Origin of the sequence: Sphingopyxis chilensis (assembly GCF_035930445.1) — a bacterium.
Lineage (GTDB): Bacteria > Pseudomonadota > Alphaproteobacteria > Sphingomonadales > Sphingomonadaceae > Sphingopyxis > Sphingopyxis chilensis.
This window is the reverse complement of record NZ_CP142394.1, coordinates 1,660,002-1,685,915: the sequence shown is the minus strand read 5'-3', so window position 1 is coordinate 1,685,915 and position 25,914 is coordinate 1,660,002. Positions and strand designations below refer to the sequence as shown.

The 25,914-nt window shown below is 64.3% G+C and carries 20 protein-coding genes and 1 riboswitch; of the genes, 2 read left to right on the top strand and 18 right to left on the bottom strand.

Features of this window, described 5'->3' with window-relative positions:
• Position 1 precedes the first annotated feature (1 nt).
• From VSX79_RS07570 to VSX79_RS07560, 3 genes are read right to left on the bottom strand one after another with little or no spacing between them, the layout of a single operon-like run.
• Positions 2-700 carry a DNA-binding domain-containing protein gene (locus VSX79_RS07570; protein WP_326915064.1) on the bottom strand — a complete coding sequence of 233 codons (699 nt, stop codon included), beginning with the start codon at positions 698-700 and terminating at the stop codon, positions 2-4.
• Positions 693-1,556, bottom strand: a complete 864-nt coding sequence (gene bufB, locus VSX79_RS07565; protein WP_326915063.1) for an MNIO family bufferin maturase — start codon at positions 1,554-1,556, stop codon at positions 693-695. Before bufB ends, VSX79_RS07570 begins: the two co-directional genes overlap by 8 nt.
• Before the next feature lie 6 nt (positions 1,557-1,562).
• On the bottom strand, positions 1,563-1,859 hold the full coding sequence (locus VSX79_RS07560; RefSeq protein ID WP_037556955.1) for a BufA1 family periplasmic bufferin-type metallophore: 297 nt from the start codon (positions 1,857-1,859) through the stop codon (positions 1,563-1,565).
• Between the two features lie 166 nt (positions 1,860-2,025).
• On the opposite strand from VSX79_RS07560, the gene galE reads away from it, so the two are divergent.
• Positions 2,026-3,042: a UDP-glucose 4-epimerase GalE gene (gene galE, locus VSX79_RS07555; protein ID WP_326915062.1), complete on the top strand. Its 1,017-nt coding sequence runs from the start codon at positions 2,026-2,028 to the stop codon at positions 3,040-3,042.
• Here the strand turns inward: galE and VSX79_RS07550 are convergent.
• From VSX79_RS07550 to VSX79_RS07525, 6 genes are all read right to left on the bottom strand, one after another.
• A complete protein-coding gene (locus tag VSX79_RS07550) occupies positions 3,039-3,611 on the bottom strand; it encodes a TMEM165/GDT1 family protein (RefSeq protein ID WP_326915061.1) in 573 nt (190 codons plus the stop codon). The genes galE and VSX79_RS07550 overlap by 4 nt on opposite strands.
• Before the next feature lie 15 nt (positions 3,612-3,626).
• Positions 3,627-3,804: riboswitch (yybP-ykoY riboswitch) on the bottom strand.
• A complete protein-coding gene (locus tag VSX79_RS07545; protein ID WP_326915060.1) occupies positions 3,783-4,001 on the bottom strand; it encodes a hypothetical protein in 219 nt (72 codons plus the stop codon). Its footprint overlaps the riboswitch before it by 22 nt.
• A complete protein-coding gene (locus VSX79_RS07540) occupies positions 4,001-8,233 on the bottom strand; it encodes a translocation/assembly module TamB domain-containing protein (protein WP_326915059.1) in 4,233 nt (1,410 codons plus the stop codon). The genes VSX79_RS07545 and VSX79_RS07540 overlap by 1 nt, the downstream gene beginning before the upstream one ends.
• Positions 8,233-10,527, bottom strand: a complete 2,295-nt coding sequence (locus VSX79_RS07535; RefSeq protein WP_326915058.1) for an autotransporter assembly complex protein TamA — start codon at positions 10,525-10,527, stop codon at positions 8,233-8,235. Before VSX79_RS07535 ends, VSX79_RS07540 begins: the two co-directional genes overlap by 1 nt.
• 178 nt (positions 10,528-10,705) lie before the next feature.
• Positions 10,706-11,899, bottom strand: a complete 1,194-nt coding sequence (locus VSX79_RS07530) for a nucleotide sugar dehydrogenase (RefSeq protein WP_326915057.1) — start codon at positions 11,897-11,899, stop codon at positions 10,706-10,708.
• A 69-nt stretch (positions 11,900-11,968) separates the two neighbouring features.
• The gene (locus VSX79_RS07525; RefSeq protein WP_326915056.1) at positions 11,969-13,432 is read right to left on the bottom strand and encodes a protein adenylyltransferase SelO; all 1,464 of its coding nucleotides are present in this window, start codon (positions 13,430-13,432) and stop codon (positions 11,969-11,971) included.
• 174 nt (positions 13,433-13,606) lie between these two features.
• On the opposite strand from VSX79_RS07525, the gene VSX79_RS07520 reads away from it, so the two are divergent.
• Complete coding sequence (locus VSX79_RS07520) at positions 13,607-15,373, top strand: right-handed parallel beta-helix repeat-containing protein (RefSeq protein WP_326915055.1); 1,767 nt, start codon at positions 13,607-13,609, stop codon at positions 15,371-15,373.
• 43 nt (positions 15,374-15,416) lie between these two features.
• On the opposite strand, the gene VSX79_RS07515 is transcribed toward VSX79_RS07520, so the two are convergent.
• Genes VSX79_RS07515 through VSX79_RS07475 form a run of 9 tightly spaced genes read right to left on the bottom strand, consistent with a single transcriptional unit; the run spans position 15,417 to position 25,896 of the window.
• A complete protein-coding gene (locus tag VSX79_RS07515) occupies positions 15,417-16,625 on the bottom strand; it encodes a DegT/DnrJ/EryC1/StrS family aminotransferase (protein WP_326915054.1) in 1,209 nt (402 codons plus the stop codon).
• A gap of 1 nt (position 16,626) precedes the next feature.
• Positions 16,627-17,259 carry an acetyltransferase gene (locus VSX79_RS07510; protein ID WP_326915053.1) on the bottom strand — a complete coding sequence of 211 codons (633 nt, stop codon included), beginning with the start codon at positions 17,257-17,259 and terminating at the stop codon, positions 16,627-16,629.
• Entirely contained in the window at positions 17,256-17,852 is a 597-nt protein-coding gene (locus VSX79_RS07505; protein WP_326915052.1) for a sugar transferase, read from the bottom strand. Before VSX79_RS07505 ends, VSX79_RS07510 begins: the two co-directional genes overlap by 4 nt.
• Positions 17,849-19,069, bottom strand: coding sequence for a glycosyltransferase family 4 protein (locus VSX79_RS07500; RefSeq protein ID WP_326915051.1), 1,221 nt, complete (start codon positions 19,067-19,069; stop codon positions 17,849-17,851). Before VSX79_RS07500 ends, VSX79_RS07505 begins: the two co-directional genes overlap by 4 nt.
• A 1-nt stretch (position 19,070) precedes the next feature.
• On the bottom strand, positions 19,071-20,897 hold the full coding sequence (locus VSX79_RS07495) for a heparinase II/III family protein (RefSeq protein WP_326915050.1): 1,827 nt from the start codon (positions 20,895-20,897) through the stop codon (positions 19,071-19,073).
• Positions 20,894-23,023, bottom strand: coding sequence for a bi-domain-containing oxidoreductase (locus tag VSX79_RS07490; RefSeq protein ID WP_326915049.1), 2,130 nt, complete (start codon positions 23,021-23,023; stop codon positions 20,894-20,896). Before VSX79_RS07490 ends, VSX79_RS07495 begins: the two co-directional genes overlap by 4 nt.
• On the bottom strand, positions 23,020-23,649 hold the full coding sequence (locus VSX79_RS07485) for an acyltransferase (RefSeq protein ID WP_326915234.1): 630 nt from the start codon (positions 23,647-23,649) through the stop codon (positions 23,020-23,022). The genes VSX79_RS07490 and VSX79_RS07485 overlap by 4 nt, the downstream gene beginning before the upstream one ends.
• The gene (locus tag VSX79_RS07480; RefSeq protein WP_179496722.1) at positions 23,642-24,754 is read right to left on the bottom strand and encodes a glycosyltransferase family protein; all 1,113 of its coding nucleotides are present in this window, start codon (positions 24,752-24,754) and stop codon (positions 23,642-23,644) included. Before VSX79_RS07480 ends, VSX79_RS07485 begins: the two co-directional genes overlap by 8 nt.
• Complete coding sequence (locus VSX79_RS07475) at positions 24,751-25,896, bottom strand: hypothetical protein (protein WP_179496723.1); 1,146 nt, start codon at positions 25,894-25,896, stop codon at positions 24,751-24,753. Before VSX79_RS07475 ends, VSX79_RS07480 begins: the two co-directional genes overlap by 4 nt.
• Positions 25,897-25,914: the final 18 nt, after the last annotated feature.

Genomic DNA, 25,914 nt, shown 5'->3' with positions numbered 1-25,914 from the left:
CTCAAACCCTCTCGAAAGCCCCGGCCTCGATGAGCGCCGCGATTGCGGCGCCGCCGTCCGGATGCTGTTCGGCAAGATGCGCGATGAGGTTACCGATCGGCGCGATTTCTTGCGCCGTGCCGAGCGCGGCTGCCGCGGCCGGTTCGATCGCGAACAGGCGAACTTCAGCATCTGGACGCGTGACGAGCAGCGCCCGCGTTTCGGACGCGAAGGCCGGATCGACGAGCGGCGCGGCATCGCTGGCCAGCACGACAACGCGCGCCGCGGGGTGCCGCCGGACGGGCAGGTCGAGCAGCCCGGATTCTCCGAGACCGAGCAGGTCGGCTAGCGCCAGCGCGGGCGCATCGGCGGCATGGTAGCTTGCGAGCCAGGCCCACTCGACGCGCGCGAGGTCCGCGGCACGCGGATTGGCAAGCCGGTCGGCAAAGTCCGCGCCGATGTCGTTCAACGAACGGTTCTCGGCCCCACCTTCGTCGACAAACAGGCGCGACAGCCGGTTGAATTCCCTCTCGCCCAGATAGTCGCGGGTGCGCGGAAACGTCTCTTCGAGCGCGACGAGCTGCGCGTGCGATATCGTGTTGGCATGAACGCGAAGCCCGCGCATCACGGCGGCGTCGCCCCCCGCGAACAGATCGGCAGGTAGATGGGCCGGACCACGCAGCAGGGTTGCTGCGATCGCCGCCTGTTGCCGTTCAAGCATGGGCTGGCGCCCGCAGCAGCGCGTCGGCCTTGGCAGACTCGGCGATCAGCGTCGCATAATCGGGAACGTCGGTATCCCATTCGATCAGAACGGGTTTCGGACCCGCCCGGCCCAGAAATCGAGTCAGCAAGTTCCAGCAGCTCGCCCGCACCGGCGACCCATGGTCATCGATCGCGATCGTCCCGCCCATGTCGTCGTCCTTGACCGCATGGCCCGCGACGTGGATTTCGCCGACATGGCGCGGATCGAAAGCGTCGAGCCACGCCACCGGATCGAGCCCGAGATTGAAGGCCGAAACCTCGACATTGTTGATGTCGAGCAGCAAGCCGCACCCGCTGCGCCGGCAAAGCTCGTGCAGGAAATCGACCTCGCTCCAATCGTCACCAGCATAAGCGAGGTAGCGCGAGGGATTTTCGATCAGGAGGGGGCGGCGCAACCGGTCCTGCACGCGGCCGACTTCGGCCGTGAAATGATTGAGCGCCGGTTGGCTATAAGGGATCGGCAGCAGGTCGGGAAACTTGTCGTCGGGCCCGTTGGTCCAGCTCAGATGATCGGAGACCATCGCCGGCGCATAGCGGCGGCAAAGCGCCGCGAGCGCGTCAAGTTCGTCGCGATCGGCGCCCGCCGCCGAGCCCAGCGACAGCCCGACCGAATGAAAGCTGATCGGCAGATGCTCGGCGATCGCGGTCAGCCAGCGGTGCGGCGGCCCGCCCGCGCCGAAGTAATTCTGGGGGTGGACTTCGGCCCAGGCGGGCGCCCTTCCCTGCTCCGCCGCCGCCAGCACATCGGCATAATGCTGCGGCTTGAGCCCGATGCCGGCGCGCACGGGCAGCGTCGGAAGCAGGGAAGCGGTCACGGCCGGTCAGCCCTTCTTGGCGACCGGCTTGGCGTTGCCCTTGTGCGCGGCCAAGGTGCCGCCCATCTTGACGCAGCTGCCGGCGGGCACATGCTTCCAGGCGTTGCCCTGATAGTCGACGGTCGAGGTGCCGGCGCAGCTCGTGCCCGGCCCGGCGGCGCAATCATTCTTGCCCTTGAGCGCGACCCCATAGCATTTTTCCTTGGCGCCTTCGGCGGCGACGGCGGTGCCGCCGATCGCGGTGCCGGCAGCCATGGCGAGGACAGCCGAAGCGGCGAGCGACAGTTTGAGTGCATTGGTCATTATGATCTCCCTTCGAGAAATGGATGATGCGGAGGATGGCATCGTCATGGGTTCGCGGGAGGTGGTGCGAAAGTTACGCCGAGACGCGAGACAATGATTTGGCAGGCCGACCGCGATAGAATAGTCCCTCGACCGAGAGGCACATACGAATGGAGACAAGCGAGGCATGAATATCCTGCTGACGGGCGGCGCCGGCTATATCGGCAGCCATGTCGCGGCGCCGCTGGTATTGGCGGGCCACCGCGTCATCTGCTTCGACAATCTGTCGAACAGCGACCCCGCGGTGATGGATAGGCTCGAAGCGATCACCGGCCATGCTGTTCCGCTCGTCACCGGCGACATCCGCGACAGCGAAGCCTTGCGCGAAGTGCTGCGGGACCATGCGATCGAGGCGGTGGTCCATTTCGCGGGGCTGAAGGCGGTAGGGGAATCGGTCGCCGAGCCGATGAAATATTACGACAATAATGTGCGGGGCACCCTGTCGCTGCTCGAAGCGATGGCCGATTGCGGGACCAAGAAGCTCGTCTTCTCGTCGAGCGCGACGGTCTATGGCCAGCCCCAATATCTGCCGCTCGACGAGAACCACCCGACCTCGGCGACCAACCCCTATGGCCGCACCAAGCTGATGATCGAAGAGATGCTCGCCGACGTCGCCGCCGCCGACCCCGAATGGCGGATTGCAATCCTGCGCTATTTCAATCCCGTCGGCGCGCACGACAGTGGGCTGATCGGCGAGAACCCCAACGGCATTCCGAACAATCTGATGCCGTTCATCAGCCGCGTCGCCGCCGGACGGCTCGGCGAATTGTCGGTGTTCGGCGACGATTATGACACGCCCGACGGCACCGGCGTGCGCGACTATATCCATGTCGTCGATCTCGCCGACGGCCATGTCGCGGCGCTTGAGGCAATTGCGAAGACCATGGATCCGCTGTCGATCTGGAACCTTGGCACCGGCCAGGGCTATTCGGTGCTCGACATGGTCAAGGCGTTCGAGCGCGTGAACGGCGTCAGCATCCCCTATCGTATCGCGCCACGCCGCGACGGCGATGTCGCAAGCTGCTTCGCCAGCCCCGAGCGTGCTGCGCACGAACTCGGCTGGACCGCGAACCGCGATCTCGACGCCATGTGCGCGTCGAGCTGGAATTTCGAGCGCACGCTCGCCGGGCGCAATTCGGACTAGCCGAGCCACCCCGCCGTCTGTGCCAGAACCCAAATGCCGATCACCAGGAACAGCGTGGCTGCTACGATACGCACCTTCGCGAGATCGACGCGCTTCAGCAATTCATGGCCGAGGAAAATCGCCGGCACATTGGCGATCATCATGCCGAGCGTCGTCCCCGCGGTGACCGTCAGCACGTTGTGATATTGCGCGCCGAGCGCGATCGTCGCCACCTGCGTCTTGTCGCCCATTTCGACCAGGAAAAAGGCGACGAGCGTGGTGAGGAACGCCCCGAAACGCGGCTTCGGCGCGTCGTCGTCGTCGAATGTGTCGGGGATCAGCGTCCAAGCCGCCATCGCGATGAATGACGCGCCGATCGCATAGCGAAAGACCGGGCTGTCGAGAAAGGCAGCTGCCGACGCGCCGAGCAGCGCCGCCAGCGCATGGTTGGCGAGCGTCGCCACCAATATGCCGAGGATGATCGGCAGCGGCTGTCGGAAACGCGTCGCGAGCAGGATGGCGAGCAGCTGCGTCTTGTCGCCGATTTCGGCGAGCGCGACGATCGCGGTCGAGGTGAACAGGGCTTCCATGAATACTCCGGGGCCGGGCGGCTTGCGATTCCAACGGACATCTGACCCGCCGCCCGGCCCGGACGGAGGTCGATGCCATTGGTCTCGCCCAAGCGGTGCTCCCGCTTCCACCGCACCATGGCCTCTCGACCAAGTATGTTGACGCGGCGGCCCGTCCCGAAGGACGGCTGGCTACTCCCCAGATGACGGGGGCGGGTTAGACGGCTTGGCCTCGCCTTGCAAGCCTTTCGATACGGCGGCGGCCTTCTCCGCCTCGGCGATGTCGGCATCCATCGCCTTGGCGCGCGCTTCGATCTCCTTTGCCGCCTTGTCATAGCGCGTGTCGAAGTCGGGCTCGTCCTTGCAGGCGGCGAGGAGCAGCAGTGGAAGAAGCAGGAAGGCGGCGCGCATCAATAATCCTTGCGATATCGGATGCTGAGGTTCGACTGCCCCGAACCGCCCGCCTGACTGAGCAATGACAGTGCCCGCGTCAGGCTGATCTCAAGCTGCGTCGCGGTATAGCCGCGCGCGTCGGTGATCACCTCCAGATAGATATCCTTGGTGATATATTGCCCGGCGGCGAGCGCCGCGCCGCGCCCGACGGTATCGTCGGGTCCGAGCACGCGCAGCCGGTCGATCCCCGTCGCCGACTGGAGCGCACCGAGCGGGCTCAATCCACCGCCGCCGCTGCTCAGCGTGTTGAGCGAAGCCGCGAGTTGCACCGCCTGCAACGGCGAGAGCGTCGTGATCGAATCGCCGAACAGGATGCGCGAGACGATCTCGTCCTGCGGCAGGCCTGGAACGCTCGAGAAGGCGACCTGCGGATTGCTCGCGCGCCCCGTCACGCTGACCGTCACCGTCACCGTTTCGATCGTGTCGTCGGCAATCAGGCGGATCGCGGGGTCGAACGCGTCGCCGGTCGGGAAGGTCACCCTTCCCTCCTGAAGTTCGAACGAGCGCCCGGCAAAGCCGAGCGTGCCGCGCACCAGTTCGATTTCGCCGGTCACCTGCGGCGCCAGCGTCGTTCCGCGCAGCACGATGTCGGCGCTCCATTCGGATTCGAGCCCCATGCCCGACACATAGATTTCGTCGGGCGCCTTCAGCGCGATGTCGAGGCGGAGAAGGTCGAACAGGCTGCCTCCCACCGCGGCGAGCCCGTCACCGCTGATCCGCTGTCGCCCGGCGGGCGGTTTGCGCCGCACCCCGGTCAGCACGGGCACCTGCGCGGCGCCCTCGCGCACGATGCGATAGCGTGTTTCGGGCAGGCGAAGGCTGCCCGACAGCACGGCGGCCTGCCCCGCGACCTTTTCGAGCGTCAGATTCCCGGTCGCCCGCGCTGCGATATTCTCGCTGCGCGCGAGGCGCGCGTTGTCGAGCGTCGCCGCGATGTTCATCGGATAGCCATCAGCCGAAGCGAGGCTGACGAAACCCTTCGCCTGCACCGTGCCATCGCCGGCCTTCGCGGTCAGCTGTTCGATCTCCAGCCGGTTGCCCGTGAAGCGCCCATTGACGACGATATTCGTCAGCTTGGTGCCGTAAGTCTGGTTCTCATAAGTCATGTCCTTGCCGCGCACCACGCCGTCGAGGCAGGGATCGGCGACGCTGCAACTGAAATCAGCGGCAACCGCGATCGGCCCCGCGACATGCTGATCGGCGGGGCCGAAGAAAGAGTAGAGCGTGTCGGCGGGGCCGTTGTAGCGGATCCCGCCGCCAAGCGGCGCGGCCATCAATCGCTCGGTCCAGCCGCCCGCACTGGGCCCGAGCGGCCGGAGCGACGCTTGCACCCGGCCGATGACGCTGCCGCGCTTGCGCATCACCGCGCGCGCCTCGCCACCGTCGGCGAGCAGCTTGCCGGCGAAATTGACATCGACCGGCTGGCTCACCGACGCCGCAGTAGTGCGGGTGAAACCGGTGATCGTCATCCGCGCGTCGGCGCGGGGGAAGCTTTCGGAGTTCGCCTGTTCGAAATCGAGGCTGCCGGTCGCGCGGCCGCCCAACCCCATGTCGGGATAGACGGCGTTGAGGATCGCCATATTGACCCGCTCGAGCCGGCTCTGAACCATGATGCCGTCACCGAAGCGTCCCGCGACGCGCGCGCTGCTACCGCGGCCAAGATTGACCGTGGTCGGCAGCAATTCATATCCGTCGGTGCCGGGAATGATGCGCGCGGGCGACGCGGTGCGGAAATTGATCCCCGTCGCACGCCCCTGCACCGACGCGCGCCACAGCTCGGGTGTCAGATCGGCGTTCGCGGCAATGCGGAAGGGGACGCCGCTGGTGCCTTCGACGAGCGCCTGGGCCTTGCCGCTGCCATTCCGATAGTCAATCTTCACCCGCCCGACGGCGATGTCATAGTCGCGGATCTGCGTATCCGCGATCTGGATGTCGGCGACAATATGGGGCTGGTCATAGAGCGTGACATCGGCATCGACGATCGCCGAACCGATCGCGAGCTGCGCCGGGCCGGGAAGTACGACGTCGTTCGCCCGGACATTGATGGCCGCCGCCTGATACTGGCCTGCGGCGCTCAGCCGGACAAGGCCGCCCAGCCCCTGTCCCGACGCGTTGAGCTGTCCGGTGAACGGCCCGGCCTCGCTCTGCACGAGACGCCCGTTGAACCCTATGCCCGCGAGGTCGCCGCGTTCGACATCGATCGTCAACGGCCCCGCCGCCATCAGCAGCACGACGTCGGCCGACAGCGGCCCATAGTCGGTGTCGCCCGTCGCCGCGAGGCGATAGCCGTTCGGCGCCCCATTTACCCGCGCCACCAGATTGGAAAGCCCGATGCCGAGCCCGGGCCGCTCGGCGGTTACCACCGCGCGCGGATCGCTGATCGTCCCGGCAAGCTGGACGCCGACCGGGCCATAATCGGTCGAATTCGCGCGCGCGGTCAGCCGGATCTGGCCGTTCGGCGCATAGCTCCCCTGCCCGCCGGTAATGCGCAGGCGCGGTGCGGTCAGGCGGAGGCTCGAGAAACGGATGACGCCATCGGTGCCATAGCGCACGGCGCTCGACGCGGTGGCATTGCCGCCCAGGAAATCGCGGACCCCCGAATTGAACAATCGGGTCGAGCGTGCGCGAACGTTGCCGACGATCTCGAACCCGCCGCGCGGCGCGGTCTTGAGGTCGGCATCGGTGTCGATGTCGAAGATGCCGACGCTTTCGATGCGGTAATCGTTGATCCGCCCGTCGATTGCGCCGGTATAAAAGCCCTTGTTCAAATCCGCGATCAGGATCGCCTTCGCATCGATGCGCGGCGAGCGCAGGCGCAGATTGTCGCTGAGGATACGTCCGTCCGCATAGGCAAGATCGCCGTCCAGCCGCACTTGCACGAGCGTTCCGCCCGCGACGGTGTCGAGCCCGCGAATCCGCGCCGCGCGTCCCGCAACGGGCACCACGATCTGATCGGCATCGACGCGCGCCGTGCCGGCGAGCATCAGCCCCTCGACAATGATGTCGTTGACCGCAAGGCTGTTGGCATTCGCCTGATAGCCCACCGTCGGCAGCGCGAATTCGCCGTCCAGCCTTGCCGTCGCGCGCAGCCCGTTGGCGCGAACACCGGGCGCGATCGCGCTCGGCCTCAGGATATTCACCGCAAGTTGAAGCGCTTCGAACCGGTTGCCGCCGAGGTCGAGCCCGCCGCTGATCCCGAGGCGCGCCGCGTCGGACGAGATTCGGCCGTCGACCGCGGCTTTTCGCTCCTGCAGCCGCGCGGTGAGGTCGATAGCGGTTTCGGTACCGAGCAATTCCGCCGCCGGCCCGGTCAGCAGCCGTGATGCTTGCGCCGTTCCCTTGGCCGCAAAGGTGCCGTCGCGCGCCGTCAGCGCGACGCGTGCGAGCGGCGCGGCGCCGAGATTGGCGGTCAGATTGCCGTTCCAAACCTTCCAGTCGCCGCGCCCGGCAAGCTTTGCCGTCATTGGCTCCTTGAACCCGCCCATCGCCGCGAGCACGCCGCCCTGGGGCGCGGTGACGTCGAGCGTCATCGCGAGCCGGTTCCGTTCGGGAACGGCATCCAGGACCAGCTTCAGCGTATCGCCCTGCCCGCCGCCACCGCTGATCGTTTCGGCGTTGGCGCTGACCTGCGCCCGCCGATCGGCGATCGCGACCTTGCCGCTGAGCGTCGCCACCTGCCGTTCGCCGGCCGCCGCAGGCTCGAAGACGAAGCGATCGACGCGAAGCCGTCCGACGTCGATGTCGAGGTCGGGTAGCAGTGGTTCGCCCGTATCGGGCACCGGTTTGAACGCGGGGATCTTCTCCATTACCAGCGTCTTCGCGGTCGCCGACCTGATATCGACATGATTTGCGAGATAGCGAACCGGGCGCCAGTCGACACGAAGCTCGGGCGAACGCAGGAAGACGCCGGTTGGATCGGACAGCGTGAAATCGCGAATGATCATCCGGCCATAGAGCGAACCGTCGAGCCGGCCGATGCCGATCTTCATCCCGTTTTCGAATTCATATTTCTCTATCTGGGTGACGACGAAGCGGCGCCCGGCATCGCTGTTGAGTCCGATGAGAAAGAGCGCAAAGACCAGGATGAGCCCAAGCAAGCCGAGGCCGACCCAGCGCAGGATCGTCAGCGGCCACGACCGCCGCGTCGCCGGTGCGTCTCCCTCTCTTGCCGCAGGCGCCTCCCCGGCCATCAGAAGGCCTGCCCGATCGAGACATAGACGCTGACGCGCGCCTCACCCGGCTTGCGTCCGATCGGCGTCGCGATGTCAAAGCGCATTGGGCCGAAATTGGTGTAATAGCGCGCCCCGATCCCGGCGCCGAAGCGCAGGTTCTGGAAGGTCGGCGCAGACGAACGATAGACCTGCCCCGCATCGACGAAGCCGACGACGCCGAAATTGCCGAAGCGATAGCGTGCCTCGACCGCCATCTCGTTCACGCTGCGGCCACCGATCGGGTCGTTGTTCGGGTCCTTGGGGCCAAGCTCCTGATAACCGAAGCCGCGCACCGACCCGCCGCCGCCTGCATAGAAACGCCGTGACGGGGCGAGCCGCTCGCGCGCCGCACCGACGATCGATCCGACACGCACCCGTCCTGCCAGCACGATGCTGTCGGTCACCGGATAATAGCCGCTGATGTCGGAGCGCAGGCGCGCATAGGGCGAAAAGCGCCCGGCGAGCGAGCCTTCGGGCTGGATCAGGCTCGTGATGCGAAAACCCTTGGTCGGATCGAGCAGGCTGTCGGTGCGGTCCATCCCGACCTGTCCGGTCAACCCGAGGATCGTGTAGAAGTCGTACGACCGTTCGCCGGCCGCAAAATCATAATCATCCTCGCGCGTCGCAATCAGTTCGACGCCATAGGCATAGGTGAATTTCTTTTGCCAGATGGGCGTCGAATCGTAACTGACGCGCGCGCCGACGCGGCCCGTGATCGCATTGAACGCATCATAGGTGCTGCGCGTAACTTCGGTCACGAGTTCCAGCGTGCGGTCGCGGCGCCCGGCGTTCGACCGGCGCAGCGTCGCACCGACCCCCTGCTCCTGCGTTCCCAGCACGCCGCGGAAGGTCAGCGCGCCTTCGGGCGGGAGCAGGTTGCGGTGCGTCCAGCTGCCCTCCAGCCGGATCCCCTCGCCCGTGCCATAGCCCGCGCTGGCAGCGAGCGTGCGTGGCGGGCCGGCCTGCTGGGTCACCAGCATCGTCACATATTCGGTATCGTCACCGGCGTTCTCGCCCGTCGGCTGCGGTTCGGCGGCGACGGTCGCGAACAGGCCCGTCGCGACAAGCGCCTGCCGCAAGTCATCGACCATCCGGCTGTCATACAGGTCGCCGCGCTTGAAGCGCGCGAGCACCTCGACATGTTCGGCATCGAAGGCGAGATCGCCGGTCGTCTCGATACCGCCGAAGCGCGATCGTTTGCCGATATCGACCGGCAGCGTATAAACGCCGTCTCCCGTCGCGCCGTCGAGCAATATGTCGCGCTGACCGACCTTGGCGAAGGGATAGCCTTCCTGGGGAAGCTTGAGCGCGATTGCCGCTTCGGCGCCCTGTATACGCTGCGCAACGATCGGCTCGCCGACGCTCAGCGGGAAATTGTCGGCGATCAGGTTCGGCGGAATGGTCGGGTCCGCATTGATGATGATGTCCGCCAATGTATAGCGTTTGCCCGGCTTCACATCGATGACCGCGGTAATCGACCGGCGCCGGCGTTCCTGTCCCTCTTCGCGCGCACCCCGGTCGATCCGCGTGTCGACGACCGCGTCATAATAGCCCTCGGACGCGAGTATCCGTTGCATCAGTTCGCCGTCGGCCGAGAGGCGCGCGCGGATCATCGCGGCATTGTCGGCCTTGCCGTCGCCGCCGTAGAGCGCCGACAGATCGCCGAACAGATCGGCCAGATCGACGTCGGTGCTGTCATCGGCGTCGCTCAGCCCGTTGACCTGTACCGTATAGGAAAGCTCGACATTGTCGCTGTCAGCTTCGGCCTCGGCGAACTCGACGGGTTCGACGTCGAAATTTTCAAGCGGCGGCAGCGGCGCGGCGAGCTCGCTGTCGCTGATCGGCGCATCACCGATCACTTCGGCCGCATCGCCATCGGCAAGCGCGGGAACGGGCACGCCGTCCACCTGCGGCGGCTGGGTTTCCGCGGTCGCGTCCGCACCGTCGTCCGCATCGCCAGCCGCGGCCTTCGCCGCCTCGGCAGCTTGGCGCTTTTCAAACTCGGCGATCGATTCGAGTGGCCGGTCGAGTTCGGCATCGTCTTCGGCGCTGATCGGCGGGATCGATTTTTCGAACTCTTCGTCCTCGATGATCGGCTCCACCACGGGCAGTTGCGCCTCGGGCGGCGGCGGCGAAGGCGCTGCGATTTTGGCCGAGCCCGCATCGAGCGTCGGCACGACCTTCGGCGGCGCGACATCCTGTGCCTGCACCGCGCCCGCCCAAGCCAAACCGATAAGCGAGGTCGCGCCGATCAGCAGCGGGCGGCTCCGCAAGGGCGGACCCCAGCATGATCGACGAAAAATTTCAGATTGTTTCATCTGCTGGCCACCGGTCGACACTTGTGGCTCGCGAGATATGGCCGTGCAACCCGTTTCTCCCCTGTTTCCAAGCTAACTCTCCGAGATCGGGACAGTTCCCGACGTTGCGGCGAGCTGCGCGCGGTGGGAGCGGTCAGGAATCGGCGCCGAACAGGTCGCGGCTATAGACCTTGTCCGCGACGTCGGCGAGATCGTCGGTCACGCGGTTCGCGATAATGACGTCGGCTTCGGCCTTGAAGGCATCGAGATCGCGGACCACGCGCGAGTTGAACAGGCGGTCCTCCTCGATCAGCGGTTCGTAGACGATCACCTCGATCCCCTTCGCCTTGACGCGCTTCATCACGCCCAGGATGCTGCTGGCGCGGAAATTGTCCGATCCTGCCTTCATCGCAAGGCGATGGATGCCGACGATGCGCGGGCGGCGCTTGATCACCTCGGACGCGACGAAATCCTTGCGCGTCGTGTTCGACGACACGATCGCCTGAATCAGATTCTGCGGCACATCCTTGTAGTTGGCGAGCATCTGCTTGGTGTCTTTGGGCAGACAATAACCGCCGTAACCGAAGGAGGGATTGTTGTAGAAGCTGCCGATCCGGGGATCGAGGCACACGCCCTCGATCACCTGACGCGGGTCGACGCCGTGCGATGCGGCATAGGTATCGAGTTCGTTGAAGAAGGCGACGCGCATCGCGAGATAGGTGTTGGCGAACAGCTTGATCGCCTCCGCCTCGGTATTGCCCGTCTGCAGGATCGCGGCATCAGGCTTCAGCGACCCTTCGAGCAGCAGTCTTGCGAATTCACCGCCGCGCGGATGCGTGTTGCCGACGATGATCCGCGATGGATAGAGATTGTCATAGAGCGCGCGCCCTTCGCGCAGGAATTCAGGCGAGAAGACGATCGCATCGGTGTCGAGCTGCGCGCGCATCCGGTCGGTGAACCCCACCGGGACGGTCGATTTGACGATGATCAGCGCGCCAGGCGCCATGACCAGCGCATCGGCGATCACGCTCTCGACCGTGCGCGTGTTGAAATAATTGGTATCGGGATCATAGTCGGTGGGCGTCGCGACGATGACGAAATCCGCTCCCGCATAGGCTGCGCCGCGATCGGTCGTCGCGACGAGATTTAGCGCCCGGTTCGCCAGATAATCCTCGATCTCCGGGTCGGCGATCGGCGATTGCTTCGCATTGAGCTGCTCGATCTTGCGCGCATCGATGTCCAGCGCGACCACCTCATTATGCTGCGCCAGCAGGATCGCGTTGGAAATACCGACATAGCCCGTCCCGACGACGGTGATCTTGACGGGCGAAACGGGAACTGGTGCCAATGATTTGTCCTCTGGATGATGCCGCGCCGTCCCTAGCAACTGCGATGCACCGGCTCAACCGCGCCGGCGTCAGGTGCCGCAGAAGGTTTTGTAGGGCCCCGCGTCGACCGGCGCGGGAAGCGTGAAGCGTTCGAGCCCAGGGCGAACCTCATAGGGATTGCGGACCACGCCGAGCAATTTAAGCCAGGGCGCGAGATCGCCGGCCTCGGCCGCCTCCAGCACCTCCTCGACCAGATGGTTGCGGGGGATATAAAGCGGATTCACCGCGTCCATCGCGTCGGCATGTTCGATCGGCCCCGCGCCGTCGTTTGCGATCCGGTCCCACCATTCGGCGATCCACGGCGCCATCGCGTCGGCGTTCGGAAGCAGGCTTTCGAGCATCGCGCCATCGCCGCGCAGCAGCATGGCGAGCGCGCGGAAGAAGGAGGTGAAATCGACCTGATGCGCCTCCAGCTCGTCGAACAGCGTGTCGATCAATTCGGCGTCGTCGGCACCTTCGCCGCCCAAACCCAGCTTTTTTCTGACCATTGCATGCCAGGTGCTGCGGAACCGGCCCGGAATCGCGTCGACGATCGCCTTTGCCGCCTCGACATCCTTCGGCGACACGCGGTGAATCGCGGGCAGCAACGCCTCGGCGAAGCGCGCCATGTTCCAGTGCATGATCTGCGGCTGGCGGCCATAGGCATAGCGACCGCCCGCATCGATCGAACTGAAGACGGTGCCCACCGCAAAGCGGTCCATGAAGGCGCAGGGGCCGTAATCGATCGTTTCGCCGCTGATCGCGACATTGTCGGTGTTCATCACGCCATGGATGAATCCCACGCCCAGCCAGTGCGACACCAGCTCGCATTGCAGTCCGGTCACGCGATCGAGCAGCTCCAGATGCGGATTGGCCGCGTCGGCAATATCGGGAAAATGCCGCTTCACGCTGTAATCGGACAATTGGACGACATGGTCAGCGCCGAAATGCGCGGCGAAAAACTGAAAGGTGCCGACGCGGATATGGCTGCTCGCGACGCGCGTGAGGACTGCGCCGGGATGCGCGCGTTCGCGCTGCACCCTGTCTCCGGTCGCAACCGCGGCGAGCGCGCGTGTCGTCGGCACGCCCATTGCCGCCATCGCTTCGGACACGAGGAACTCGCGCAGCACGGGGCCGACCGCGGCCTTGCCGTCGCCGTTGCGCGAAAAGGCGGTCGGCCCCGATCCCTTGAGCTGGATATCGAAACGCGCGCCGTCGGGCGCGACGATCTCGCCGAGCAGCAACGCGCGGCCATCGCCCAGCTGCGGCGAGAAATGGCCAAACTGATGACCGGCATAAGCGAGCGCGAGCGGATTTGCGCCCTCGGGTGTCTCCTCGCCCGAAAAGACGCGCGCCAGCTGATCGTCCGTCGCACCCGCGACGTCGATCCCGAGCCGCCCGGCAAGGGCATGATTGAAGATGAGCAGCCGGGGCGCCGAGGGCTTGGCGGCTTCCGCAGGCGTGTAAAAGCCCTCCATGGAATCGTGGAAACTATTCTCGAACGCGAAATCCATTTGTCGCTCCTCGGCTCATTCCAATGTCTGGCCTCGACACGCCGATTGCAAGATCAATGCGGGTGCCTACCGGGCGCCCAGTGTCACGGCCTTCGGGCGCGACCGCCGGTCGACTGGTCGCGCCTCGCGCCCGGTCCTTCGATCAACCGGGTTGACGAACCATCGGATCGCGACTTGTATGGCCCGGATCGACCATCCGGAATGGCACGCGCCATCTCTTCTCCCCCCTCGACAAACCGATCGCACAGGAACAATATGCAAAAGATCAATCGCCGGGAATACGGCCTTCTGCTGGCTGGCGCGGCTTATTCTCTCGGAAGCGAGCCGGCTCAATCGAAACAGGCGCCATCGCGGCGACGCCCAACGGCGGAATTGTCTGCAGCGAGTGGGATCCGCTTCCAGCAATTCGACGATGGCGCGGTCCCGCGTACCGTCGAGGACAAGCTACGCGATAATGTATCGGCGAAGGATTTTGGCGTCGTCGGCGACGGAATTGCGGACGATACCAAGGCCCTGCAGACGGCCTTCGATCATGCCGCCGCAAATGATGTGGGCATGATCATGCTGCCATCGGGTAAGATCCGGCTGACCAGCGATATCATCGTTGCCCCCCAAGTCCGGCATAGCGGGATCGAATCCGCCCAGATCGCGATCATCGGGCGTGGTGCCGGGAAAAATGCCACGTGGCTCTATTTCGAAAAGGGAAGCCTGCGGGTTCGCTCGTCCTCGCATCTGCTGCGCGATTTTCGTGTCACCTCGCGGGCGGGCGACGGGATTAAAATCGAGCCCGGTTCCGACCCCGACCATAGTTCGGCGCGCGGCGCAATGGAGAATATCCGCGTCGAAAATTGCGGTGGCTCGGGCATAACCTTCGAGGACTGTTGGTGCTATCGAATGGACAATTGTTACGCGCGCTTCAACAAAGGATGGGGCATCGAAGGCAAAGCGGGTCCGCGAACAGGATTGTCGGTCAATGTCATCGAGATCAGCGGCGGCGAATATCAGGGCAACGGCAGGATCGCCGGCGCCCGCAAGAACAAGGGTGGCAGCGAAAGAGGCACGGGTGGCGGTATTTCGACCGGTCGATGTGCCCAGTTCAATCTGCGGGGCGTTACGATAGAAGGCAATGTCGGCGACGGGCTGAAGCTCGCGGAACAATCGCGCGGGATTGCCGTCGATGGCTGTTATTTCGAGAAAAACGGATCGCATCCCGAAAACAGGGACATTTGCAACGATCGGCCGGGACAATCAGTCAACGGGCCCAACAGCGTTTTCGTCCTGAACAGCAACTTCAGCCCCCAGAGTGCGAACGGCACGGTCCAGGAAAGAGCGATCGACCTGTGGGACGTCATCGATCTCAAGATCGTCCATCCGCAAATATATGCCGTCGCTGCGGATACCCTCTATTCGAGCGAGCCGATCCGTATCCGTGAGAGCGTTCCCGCAAGGGCCAGGGGTTGGGTCGAAGGCGGCTGGTACAGCTCCGCCAAATATACGCAAAAATGGATTGCGAACGAAACGCAGTGCTTTGGCTTCCCCCGAAAACAGACGTTCAGCCCGGGGCTTGAAATGAAGGTCGAGGGCGAAAGCGTTTCTAGTCAGAATTATTTTGTTCGCGTTTCGCCGACTTGCGCACGGGGGGTCGACGTCGAACTCGTCACGCGCCCCGACGGCGCCGCGGGGACGGCGCGGCTGACGCGCATCCTCCGGCGCGGCCCCACGGGCACGCGTTTCAGCACCACGAGTTTCGACATCGACCACCCGTCGGCGCTCGACAGCGTCTATACACAAACCTCATCGGCGAGCGACAAAATGCCCGGCACCCATGTCGAGGTCCAGATATCGCGGGATTCCGGGCACGAAAACGACCGGTTGCGGTCGTCCCTCTACCTCCAGTCGGTCGAGATCACGATCTACGAAGGCCGCATTTCCACGACCTAGGGCCAGCTCCGAGATCGTGATCGCGCGCGGCGAGCCGCGATCCTCAGCGGCTCGCCGCCGCGAGCACCTCGGCCGCGACGGCTGCCGTCCGTGCCATTTCGTCAGCGGTCAGCGTGGGATGAACGAGCCACATCAGGCTCGTGTCCCCCAAGTCGCGCGCGACCGGGAGGCGTTCGGCCGGGCGCCACGCGCTGCCATCGAACGCCTTTTCGAGATACACTTCGGAGCAGCTTCCCTGATAGCAGGGCACGCCCCGGGCGACGATCTCGGCGACGATCCGGTCGCGATCCCACCCCGCCGCGAGCCGGTCTGGGCGCACATAGGCATAGAATTTATACTGGGCATGGACGCTATTGTTGTCGCCGATCACCGGGGTCCGAACGACGCCATCGGGGCCGGCGTAGGGCGCGAGCGCGTCGCGGATGATGTCGGCGTTGCGCGTTCGCGCCTCGGTCCATCCCGGCATCATCCCGAGCTGAAAGCGGCCGATCGCGGCCTGCATCTCCAGCATCCGCCAGTTCGTGCCGAAACTTTCGTGCACCCAGCGGAAACCGGGCGGGTGAGCGCGTTCATAGACCGCCTCCCAGCTTTTGCCGTGATCCTTGAACGACCACATGCGCGACCAGAGGTCGGAATCGTTGGTCGTGACCATCCCCCCCTCGCCGCCCGTCGTCATGATCTTGTCCTGGCAAAAGGACCAGGCACCGACATGACCAATCGACCCGACACTGCGCCCCTTGTAGCGCGCGCCATGCGCCTGGGCGCAATCCTCGATCACCTTGAAACCATGCCGTTCGGCCAGTGCCATGATCGGGTCCATGTCGCATGGCCACCCCGCCAGATGCACCGGGATCGCCGCCTTCGTCCGCGGCGTCCGGACGGAATCGATCGTTTGGGCGGTAATATTACCGCTCACCGAATCGACGTCGGCGAAAACGGGGATGGCGCCGGCATTGACGACGCAGCTGGCCGACGCGAGGAAAGTCCGCGGCGTGACAATCACTTCGTCGGTCGCGGCGCCACCATTGACCGCTCCGATCCCAAGGCCATGGAGCGCAAGGTCGAGCGCGACGGTGCCGTTCGCAAGGGCAATCGCGTGCGCGCTTTCCGACCAGGTGGCGAATTCGCGTTCGAAGGTTCGGCATTCCTCGCCGGTCCAGTAATTGACACGGTTCGACCGCAGCACGGCGGCGACCGCCTCGGCCTCAGCATCGGTAAAGCTGGGCCATGGCGAGAAAGCGGTATTCAGCATGTCATTTCTTTTCCATGATACGGGCGGGGTTGCCGATAACGGTGGCGCCGGCGGGAACGTCTTTCGTCACGACGGCGCCCATTCCAATGGTCGCGCCCGCCCCCACCGAAACCCCCTGCCGGATGATCGCCCCGGACCCGACATAGGCGTGGTCGCCAATCGTGACGTTGCCGTTGCAACGGACGCCCGGCGCAAAGGTGACATAGTCGCCGATCAGGCAATCATGTTCGATATAGGAATAGAGATTGGCGTGAAAGCACCGCCCGATCCGGATGTTCGACGTCAGGGTAACGAAAGGGGACAGCACGGCGCCAGGACCGACCTCGACATCGTCCATCATCACGACATTGGCGGCGGTCGTTCCGATCAGCGCGACCTCTGCCTCGGCGCAGCGCTGGTCGAGCGTCTCGCGGACACGCGGATTGGCGATCGCCAGCACCACCGCCCGCGTTGCGGCGGGCTCATCCATAAACCGCGCGAAAGTCCAGATGGCGTGGCCGTTGGCAGCATCCGCCTGCGGAGCGTCGTCGATGAATACCAGACGGCTTTCGCCCTTCCCGCGTTCCGCACGCAGCAGCGGCATGACCCCCCGCCCGCAACCGCTCGCTCCATAGACGCCGTAAAGCGACTTCATGGCTCGCGCGTCCCTTCGAATTTCGGCATCGTCGCCTCACCGTCGGCGCTGATTCCGTCGCGCTTGAGAACCTTGACCGCGGTCATCCACAATATCCTGATATCGAGCCAGACAGTCTGGCGATCGACATACCAAAGGTCGAGCGCGAACTTTTCCTCCCAGCTCAGGGCATTGCGCCCGTTGACCTGCGCCCAGCCCGTGAGGCCCGGGCGGACATCATGCCGCCGCGCCTGTTCCATGCTGTACCGCGGCAGATATTCCATCAGCAACGGCCTGGGACCGACGAGGCTCATCTCTCCTTTCAGCACATTCCATAGCTCGGGCAGTTCATCAAGGCTGGTCGAGCGCAGGAAGCGGCCGAATGGCGTCAGCCGGTCGACGTCGGGCAACAATTGTCCGTCGGGACCGGCCGCATTGCGCATCGTCCGGAACTTCATCATCTCGAACGGCCGACCGTGCAAGCCGGGCCGAACCTGCCGGAAAAGCGCCGGCGGCCCCATCTTTCGCCGTATCAAAAGGGCAAGCACGATCAGCAGGGGGGCCAGCAACAACAGCAGTCCGCCGGCAACGATGATGTCGATAAGCCGTTTCAACTCCGGCGCCCTTCCGTCACCCACTCGACCCATTGATCGGCGAGGCGAGACCGGTCGAACCTGCGCTCCGCGAGCGCCGCCGCGCGCTTGCCCATCGCCTTGAGAGCCGCGCGGCCATCGGCCGCCTGCTCCAATGCGTCGGCAAAAGCTGCGGGGTCGTCGGGCGGCACCGCAAATCCGCAGCCTTCCTCGACGAGGATATCGGCAAGCCAACCCGGATAATTGTTCAGCACCGGCCGTCCGGCGGCAATATAATCGAAGAATTTGTTGGGAGAGGTGCCGTAGTAAAAGGCCGGGACATTCGCGAGGATCTGCAAACCCAGATCGGCGCCAGCCATCAGCCCAGCCAGCTTTGCCTTGTCGACGGGCGGATGGAAGATCAGGTTGCGCAGGCCCTCGCGATCGGCCCGTTCCTGCAAACCGGCTTTAAGCTTCCCGTCGCCGACCAGCGCCACCTTGATGTCGTCACGCCCGCGATCCTGCAGGATGCGCGCCGCATCCAGGACGGCATTGAGGCCGTTGGCTACGCCATGCGTGCCGGTGAAAATGGCCAGCAGATCGTCGGACCCAACCCCTTCGGGGCGCCAGGGCTCTGCGCCGGACCGGAATATATCGATATCGCAGCCATTGGGAATCGTCGCGATCGCCGATTCCGCAATTCCGCGCCGTGCAATGCCTTGCGTTATGCCGGGTGCGAGACCGATGCAGCGATCGGCGCTATGATAGGATGTCCATTCAAGCGCAGACATGGCGCCGAGCACCAGCGGGTTGGTGATGACCCCCATGGCGCGGGGCAGTTCGGGCCACAGGTCGCGCACTTCGAAGACGAAAGGCTTGCGCCGCAACAGGCGCGCCGCGATTGCCGGGAGGCCCGCGGTGAGTGGCGTGGTCGTGGCAAAGGCGATGTCGTAGGGCTGGGTCAACGCGATCCGTAGGCTGCCCCACGCATATTTGAGGAAGGTCGCGCTGCGCTTCAAAAAGCCGTCGCGGTTCGAATAGGACAAATCGAATTCGATCACCTCGATGCCGTCGACAACCCCTCGCCGCGCGCCTTTGCGAAAAGGGCCTTCTAGCCCCGTCGCGCCGACGCCGTAACTGCCGCAGACCATCGTCACGCGGTGGCCATGGTGCAGCAACCGGCGCGCCATTTCATAGGAGCGGATGCCAGTAGCGCCGCGCGGCGTGGAGAAATGCTGGTGAAGGTAGAGAATGTGCATGTCAGAAACTTACCCGCGTCTCGACGATCGCGGGAACCGCCACGTGGATTTCGAGGACCGGAACCGGTGTTTTTTGAAGATAATAGCGGGATTCGGTGCCTTCGACCAAGCGGAGCTCCGTCGCCGCGGCATCGCTTTCCACCGTCAACCGGTAGCGACCGTCGTCCAGCCGGTTTCCTTCCAATCGCCAGTCGCCGGGCGGCAGCCGCCAGCGTATGACCGCCGTCGCGGCACGGCCATCGATCTCGTCGCGGCAAAGCAGGCTTTCGTTGTCCAATTCGACCGTTCGTCGATGGCGCGCGCCCAGATGATCGCGATAGGCTGCGCCCGCATGGGCGACATTGCCCTTCCCCGAGACCGGGACCACGTCCGCCGCTTTCGGCCAGGCGCCGAACAGGAACCGGCCGAGGCGCGGCATCTGATCGCGGCCGTCGAACTGCGCCGTGTTATGTGAGGCCGTGCCGCCGAAATAATCGAGATCCTCGTCTACGCCATTATAGCTGTACGAACCGCCGTCGCGCAGGACATTCTCGCCCCGAACCCACAGATCCAGATGCAGGATGTCGCTCTGTCCGGGGCGAAAGGCGAAACGCGGATAACGCAGATAGGCGGTTGCATCGTCGGTGCGCAGGACATGCAAGCCGCCATCGTCGAAACTCGTACCCAGGGGCCGCGACAAAACCGGCTCCGGCCGCGGCATGCCGAGCCAGTGCAAAGGCTGGTCCCACGCCCCGGGTTCAGCAATGGCCCGCGCGCCGAGAAACAGGGTAGAGGCCCACTGGAGCGATGGGCGAAAATCCCGGTAGTCGCCGTCGGTCAGCGCCATGAGGCGCGCGCCATCATTGGCGCCGAAATTCGGTCCGTCGCCCGAGCGCGGCTCGACCATTTGCTGCATCCACCTGACGGCCGCCTGCATTCGAGCGCGCAGTTTCGATGAAAATTCGGGCAGGCCAAGCCGACGTCGCCAGGTTTCGGCAAGCGAATAGCTGTCGAGCATCACGCGGTGATAGACGAGTGAATATTGGCTGAAGCTTCCGTCGGCAGCGATCAACGTCCGCGCGCGTTCCTCCAGCCATTTGCGTCCCGTTCGCGCCCAAGTCGCACCATCGCGGTCGCCGGCGAACACAAGCCAGCTGCCGCCGATGAACAGCGCGGCGGCTTCGGAGGTGCCGTGGTTGTTCTGTTGCCCGATCGCATAACCGATCGTCGGCGCGATCCGCTCGAGATGCAGTTTCACCAGCGCGAGCAGCGCCGGTGTCGCATCGCCCACCTGATCGAGGAGCAGCGCGGTCAGCGCGAGGTGCATGACCCGGATCGACGCTTCCTGACCGCATTTCCAGTTGGCGCCGCGATAGGGCGGATTGTGGCTCTGCCAATCATCCAGCCAGAAATTCAGCCGATCGAGTTCGGCGGCATCACCCAGGGCGGCGCGCTGCGCCATGGCAAGCAACCAGTCGAACCGCGACGCTTCCCATACCGTTTTGATGTCGCCCGCCCCGGAGTCGAAATCGGCAATTTCGAACCAGTTCCGTAAATTGTCGAAACGCGCGCCCGAGAAGGGATTGGCGTGCCAATCGGGCGGCAACGTTGCGGGAAAGGCATGGATGCCGAACCAGTTTCCTTCGTCCCGCCAGTCATCGCGCGCCACGCCCCCCGCTGGAGGAGGCGACGGTCGCGCCACGAAGAACGGCCCACGCGGCGCCTTTGCCGTCAGGCGCTGGACCGGATGCACACCCGCGCGCAGCGCCAGCCGATAGGCGGCAACCCTCGCTAGGTTGGTGAACCCCAATGCTCGATAAGTGGAAAGCTGGACGCCGATTGCGGTCATTTCTGGTGGCGCAACCGCTCGGACGCCGTGATCGTGGCACGCGCCACTTCAAAGAGTTCGTCGGCGGCGATCGGCGACGGGTCGCCCCGTTCGACCGCTTTCAGGAACGCGGCGGCACAGCCGGTCTGTCCCTTGTCCTGGCGCCACAACTTCTGCTTGCGGAATCCCGGCCAGTTGAAGCCACGCAGGCTCAAGAAATTGTCGAGCTGAAGCGTGCGGCCACCGACGAACACTTCCACCCGCTCCTTTGGGAAGGACGCTCCGCCATTCGCGAGATAATGGATCGTCCCGAACGAACCGTCGGCGAAGCCGAGCGTGATGCTCGCCTTGTCCTCGGTCAGTTTCACGGCGTCATTGTCACCCATCCGCCGCGCTTCGACCGACGTGATCGGAGCCCCGGCAAGGAAGCGCATCAGGTCGACGAGATGGCATGCCTCGCCGATGATGCGGCCGCCGCCGAATACCGGACTCTGTGTCCAGTGGTCGGCCGGTATGGCGCCGGCATTCATCACCATGACGAACGCCTTCGGCTCACGCGTGCCGCGCAGCAGCGACTGCATCCGCTCGACGAGCGGTGCGAACCGGCGATTGAAACCCACCATCAGCCGCTGCCCCGACGCGGCATGCGCCTCCTCTACTTCAGCCAGTTCTTCGAGAGTCAGCGCCAACGGCTTTTCGACGAAAACATTCTTGCCGGCGCGCAGCGCCTCGACCGTCAAACGCGCATGGCTATCGTGGCGCGTTACGATCGCCACGGTGTTGATAGCGGGGTCGGCGATCAGCGCGGCCGTGTCGGACGTGGCATGGGAAAAGCCCAATCGCTTGCCGTGAACGACGCCGCTCGTTCCGCCCGCCGATGCGATGCTGTGCAATTGCGCGCCGGCGGCGCGAAACGCCGGGATCAGCATGCGTGAAGCATAGTTGCCCGCGCCGACGAAGCCGACGACGGGCTTGCCGGCCGGGGACGCTTCCACCCCGCCGGCGAGCGGCACCGACGCGATATGCCGCGGCTCGACCGCGTGCGAATAGTCGAGGAGAATGCCGAACGCGCCCTTCTCGTCGGTCAGCGTCTTGTAGGCGTCGGTCGCATCGGTGAAGGCATAGCGGTGCGTGATCAGGCTCGACGTGTCGAGATGACCGGCCGCCATCAGGTCGAGAACCGCCTCGAAATTGCGCTGCTCGGTCCAGCGGACGAAACCGATCGGATAGTCTTGCCCGCGATCCTCATAGGCGGAGTCGTAGCGACCCGGGCCATAGGAACAGGACACCTGGAAGCTCAGTTCCTTTTCGTAGAAATCGGCGCGATTGAGTTCGAGGCCGGTCACACCGACCAGCACGATCCGCCCCCGCTTCCGGCACATCCGTGCCGCCTGGGTGACCGGATCGGAGCTTTTGGTCGACGCGGTGATGATCACGCCATCGACGCCCGTGCCGCGCGAAAAAGCCATGCCGGCGGCGACCGGGTCCTCGCCCGCGCCGGGATTGCAGATCTCGGCACCGAATTTTCGGGCGAGTTCCAACTTGGCGGGATCGAAATCGATGGCGAGGACGCGACATCCCTGCGCGCGCAGGAGCTGCACGGTCAACAGGCCGATGAGGCCGACGCCGGTGACGACGAAAGCCTCGCCCAATGTCGGATTGGCGAGCCGCAGTCCCTGCAGGCCGATCGACGCCACGACGGTGAAGCTCGCGGCCTCGTCGCTGACATTGTCGGGGATGCGGGCGCAGAGATTCTTGGGCACCGAAACGACGTCGGCGTGCGGGCCGTTCGACACGACGCGGTCGCCGGCAGCGAAACCCGGAACATTGCCACCCACCTCGCGTACGCGCCCGACGTTCGAATAGCCGAGCGGGATCGGTTGCGCGAGTTTCGAGCGCACCGCATCGAGCGTGGTCAGCAGCCCGTCGGTGCGGACCTTGTCGAGCACCTGCGCGACCTTTTCGGGCTGCTGCTTCGCCTTGGACAACAGGCCCGCCTTGCCGAAATCGACCAGCATCCGCTCGGTCCCGGACGAAATGAGCGAGATGCTCGTGTCGATCAGCAACTGGCCGCCGCGAACGGACGGCGCCGGGGCATCGATCAACTGCGTCGTGCCGCTACCCAAATCTTGAAGGATTTGCTTCATACTGCCTTCTCGTTCGCGTCATCCGCCAGCTTCGCGAGCTGCCGGCCGACAAATTCCTCGGTATTTCCGATGATCACCCCTGGGCTCCCGATAATGATCGAATGGTCGGGAACATTTCCGCGCACCACCGTGCCCGCGCCGATCAAACAACCGCGACCGATAGTCGTTCCCGGCATGATGATGCTGCCCGTGCCGATGAAACTATACGCGCCGATCGACACGGCCTTGATCTTCCCGATCGGCCGATCGCTGAAATGGCCGTGTGCCTTCGCGATTGTGTAGAGTGACCAATCGTGCGTAAGGACGCGAACGTAGGACGAAATGGTTACGCCCTCGCCGATCGATATCAGCGAATAATCGGTCCCGTCGAAATTCACTCGCGAGGAAATATAGTTGGGGCGGCCTTCGAACCGCATCCCCATCTTTCGATAGATCCGGATGATGAATCGGGTCGACAGCCCGGGACTGAAAAGCGGGATGACGACGCTGTTGATCTGAAGCGCGATGCGCAGCAGCTTCATCTTGAGCTTTGATCTTTTGGCCATGATCAAATCCTTTGCCAAATTCTGGTGCCGAATTCCGGCGATGGGGCGCAATAGGGGAGGCTGGCGTGCATCATCAAGCACCAAGGGCCGCAGACATCAGATCGCCGAAGCGCCGATCGAACGGTCCATACTCCTCGCGAAAGAGGTCTAGCGCCTTGCCATGCGCTGCCACTTCGTCCGGCGCCTTCGCCAGCCGGGCGACGAGCACGAACAGGGCGTCGACATCATGATAGGGAAGAGAAAAGGCGGCACCGGACGATATGAAAGGGTTGGCCGTCTCCACCTCGTCATTGACCACGAAGGGCACCCCGAAAAATACGCAATCGCCCCATTTGTTCGACTCGGCCAAGCGGTTGATCGGAACGGCGGGGTCGTAATAAGTCAGCGCCAGATCCACCTCGCGATAGATTTTCAACGCATCGACCTGACCCAATTCACCGCGATAGCTGACATACGGGTGCGCGATCAATTCGCGCCCCGCCTTGCTGTCCACGCGGCCGGCGACGACCATTTTGACGGGAAGCCGCGATGCCTCGACCCGCTGCATCAGGGCCAGGAAGACTGGCGCACCCCGGGTCTCACCGACCCACCCGTTCGCATAAAGTGTGAACGGTTCGGTTCCGCGATCAGGCCGCACCGCGCCAGCTTTCGCATAGTCAGCCGTCGAAGGCGTATTTCTGAGCACGACCATATTGGCGCCGTTCCACTCATACCGGCTCAGGCTGGGCACGATGTGCAGCAAGACCTTGCGTGACGTCCATTTCTCGAGCGCCTGGACGATATGATTCAAGCCGCCCGGAAGCTTCATCACGAGTGAGAAGCGATCGGCATCGTCGAAAATGATGCGCGCACCGGTGATATAAGATGCGAGCAAGGCGGGAAAGGCGGTTTCCCAGCCAAGGCAAAAGAGATCGGCCTTGCGTCCGAGCCCGAGCACGCGAAAGAAAACGGCCGCCATCCAGAGCGGGTACATGAGGCGCGCGCGCGCCGACGCATAGCCGCCGCCGCGCAGGATGACACGCTCGTCCAGTCCGTCGCTTTGCCACTCCGCGGCTTCGCCTTTGTCGCGCTCCCAGCCGTGGAAGAATACCCTTATACCGAGCGATTGCAGGACAGGCACCATCTTCGCCAGCCGGGTGCGTCGCCTGACCGCCGGCAGCGGCGCCAGCATGAACAAGCGATTCATGCCGCCACCTGTCGCGACGCGAAGGTGCCGATCAGTTGGAGGCCAAGCCCCGTCCGCACGACCCAATTGCCGGCGCTAGCGAGCGCGACCGCATAGATTGACGGGAGGTCCAAGAGCAGGAACAGGCCAAGAAAAACCAATACCGCCAGGCCCAGCGAGCCGATCTGACGGAGGATCAGGTCGTTATAGGAAAGCTTGTCGCCGAACGCGCCGAAATAGGATGCCGGATAAGTGTAGACGAGGCGCGAGATAGACGAGATCGAAAAGAGCGAGAGCAGGACGAAATCCACATTCCCGACTTTGGGCGTCAGGACATACCATAAGCCATAGGCGAGCAACTGGAACAACAGGACGAACACCACGCACAGGCCGATGGCCTGCCATTTCTGTTCATGAAATATCCGCATGAAGCGCGCTTCGTTGCGGATCGCCCACGGAACCCCGATGAAGGCGAGATAGCCGGTGACCAGCGACGATGTGAAAAGAAAATAGATCGTGTGAGTGAAATATTTCGCGGCCGCGAAGTCGGAACCCACGGCGTTGACGAGTACCTGTTCGGCATAAAGCGACAGGGCGGTGAAAGAGGAGATCGCCATCAGCCGGAACGAAATCCCATAGACGTCGCGCGTGCCGCCGGAAAAAAGGACCGCATTCTGCCGCGCTGGCAGGTCCGCGCCGCCGCGCGCGAGCAAATTGAGCAACGCCAGCGCGGCAAGCGAGACGAGGGCGCAAATCTCCACGACGTTCGAAAAGCTCAAGTCATGCGGAATGACCGCATAGAGGACGACCCCTACGAGGAATATGCCCTTCCAGCTCTGCTGACATATCTGCGCCAGGATGAACATGTTCCTGCCGCGATAGAATTGGAACATCGAGATCGACACGGCCGAAAAGACCCCGATCGATGCGGCGACGAACCAGGGGCGCAGGAAATCCGTCGCGGCGACGACGGCGGCCGATGCCAGCGCCATCAACGGGATCTGGACGAGGAGCAATCGCTTCACGTTGGAAGCACGCTCCGGAAACCGGGCCAGGAACTGCTCAAGGCCGAGCAGGCACGCGATCGCCAGCAACCCGTTGAGCGCGCGGACCTTGGACCAATAAGCGACATCCTCTACGCCGAACGCCGATGAAATGATCATGTCGCAAAGCATCAGACA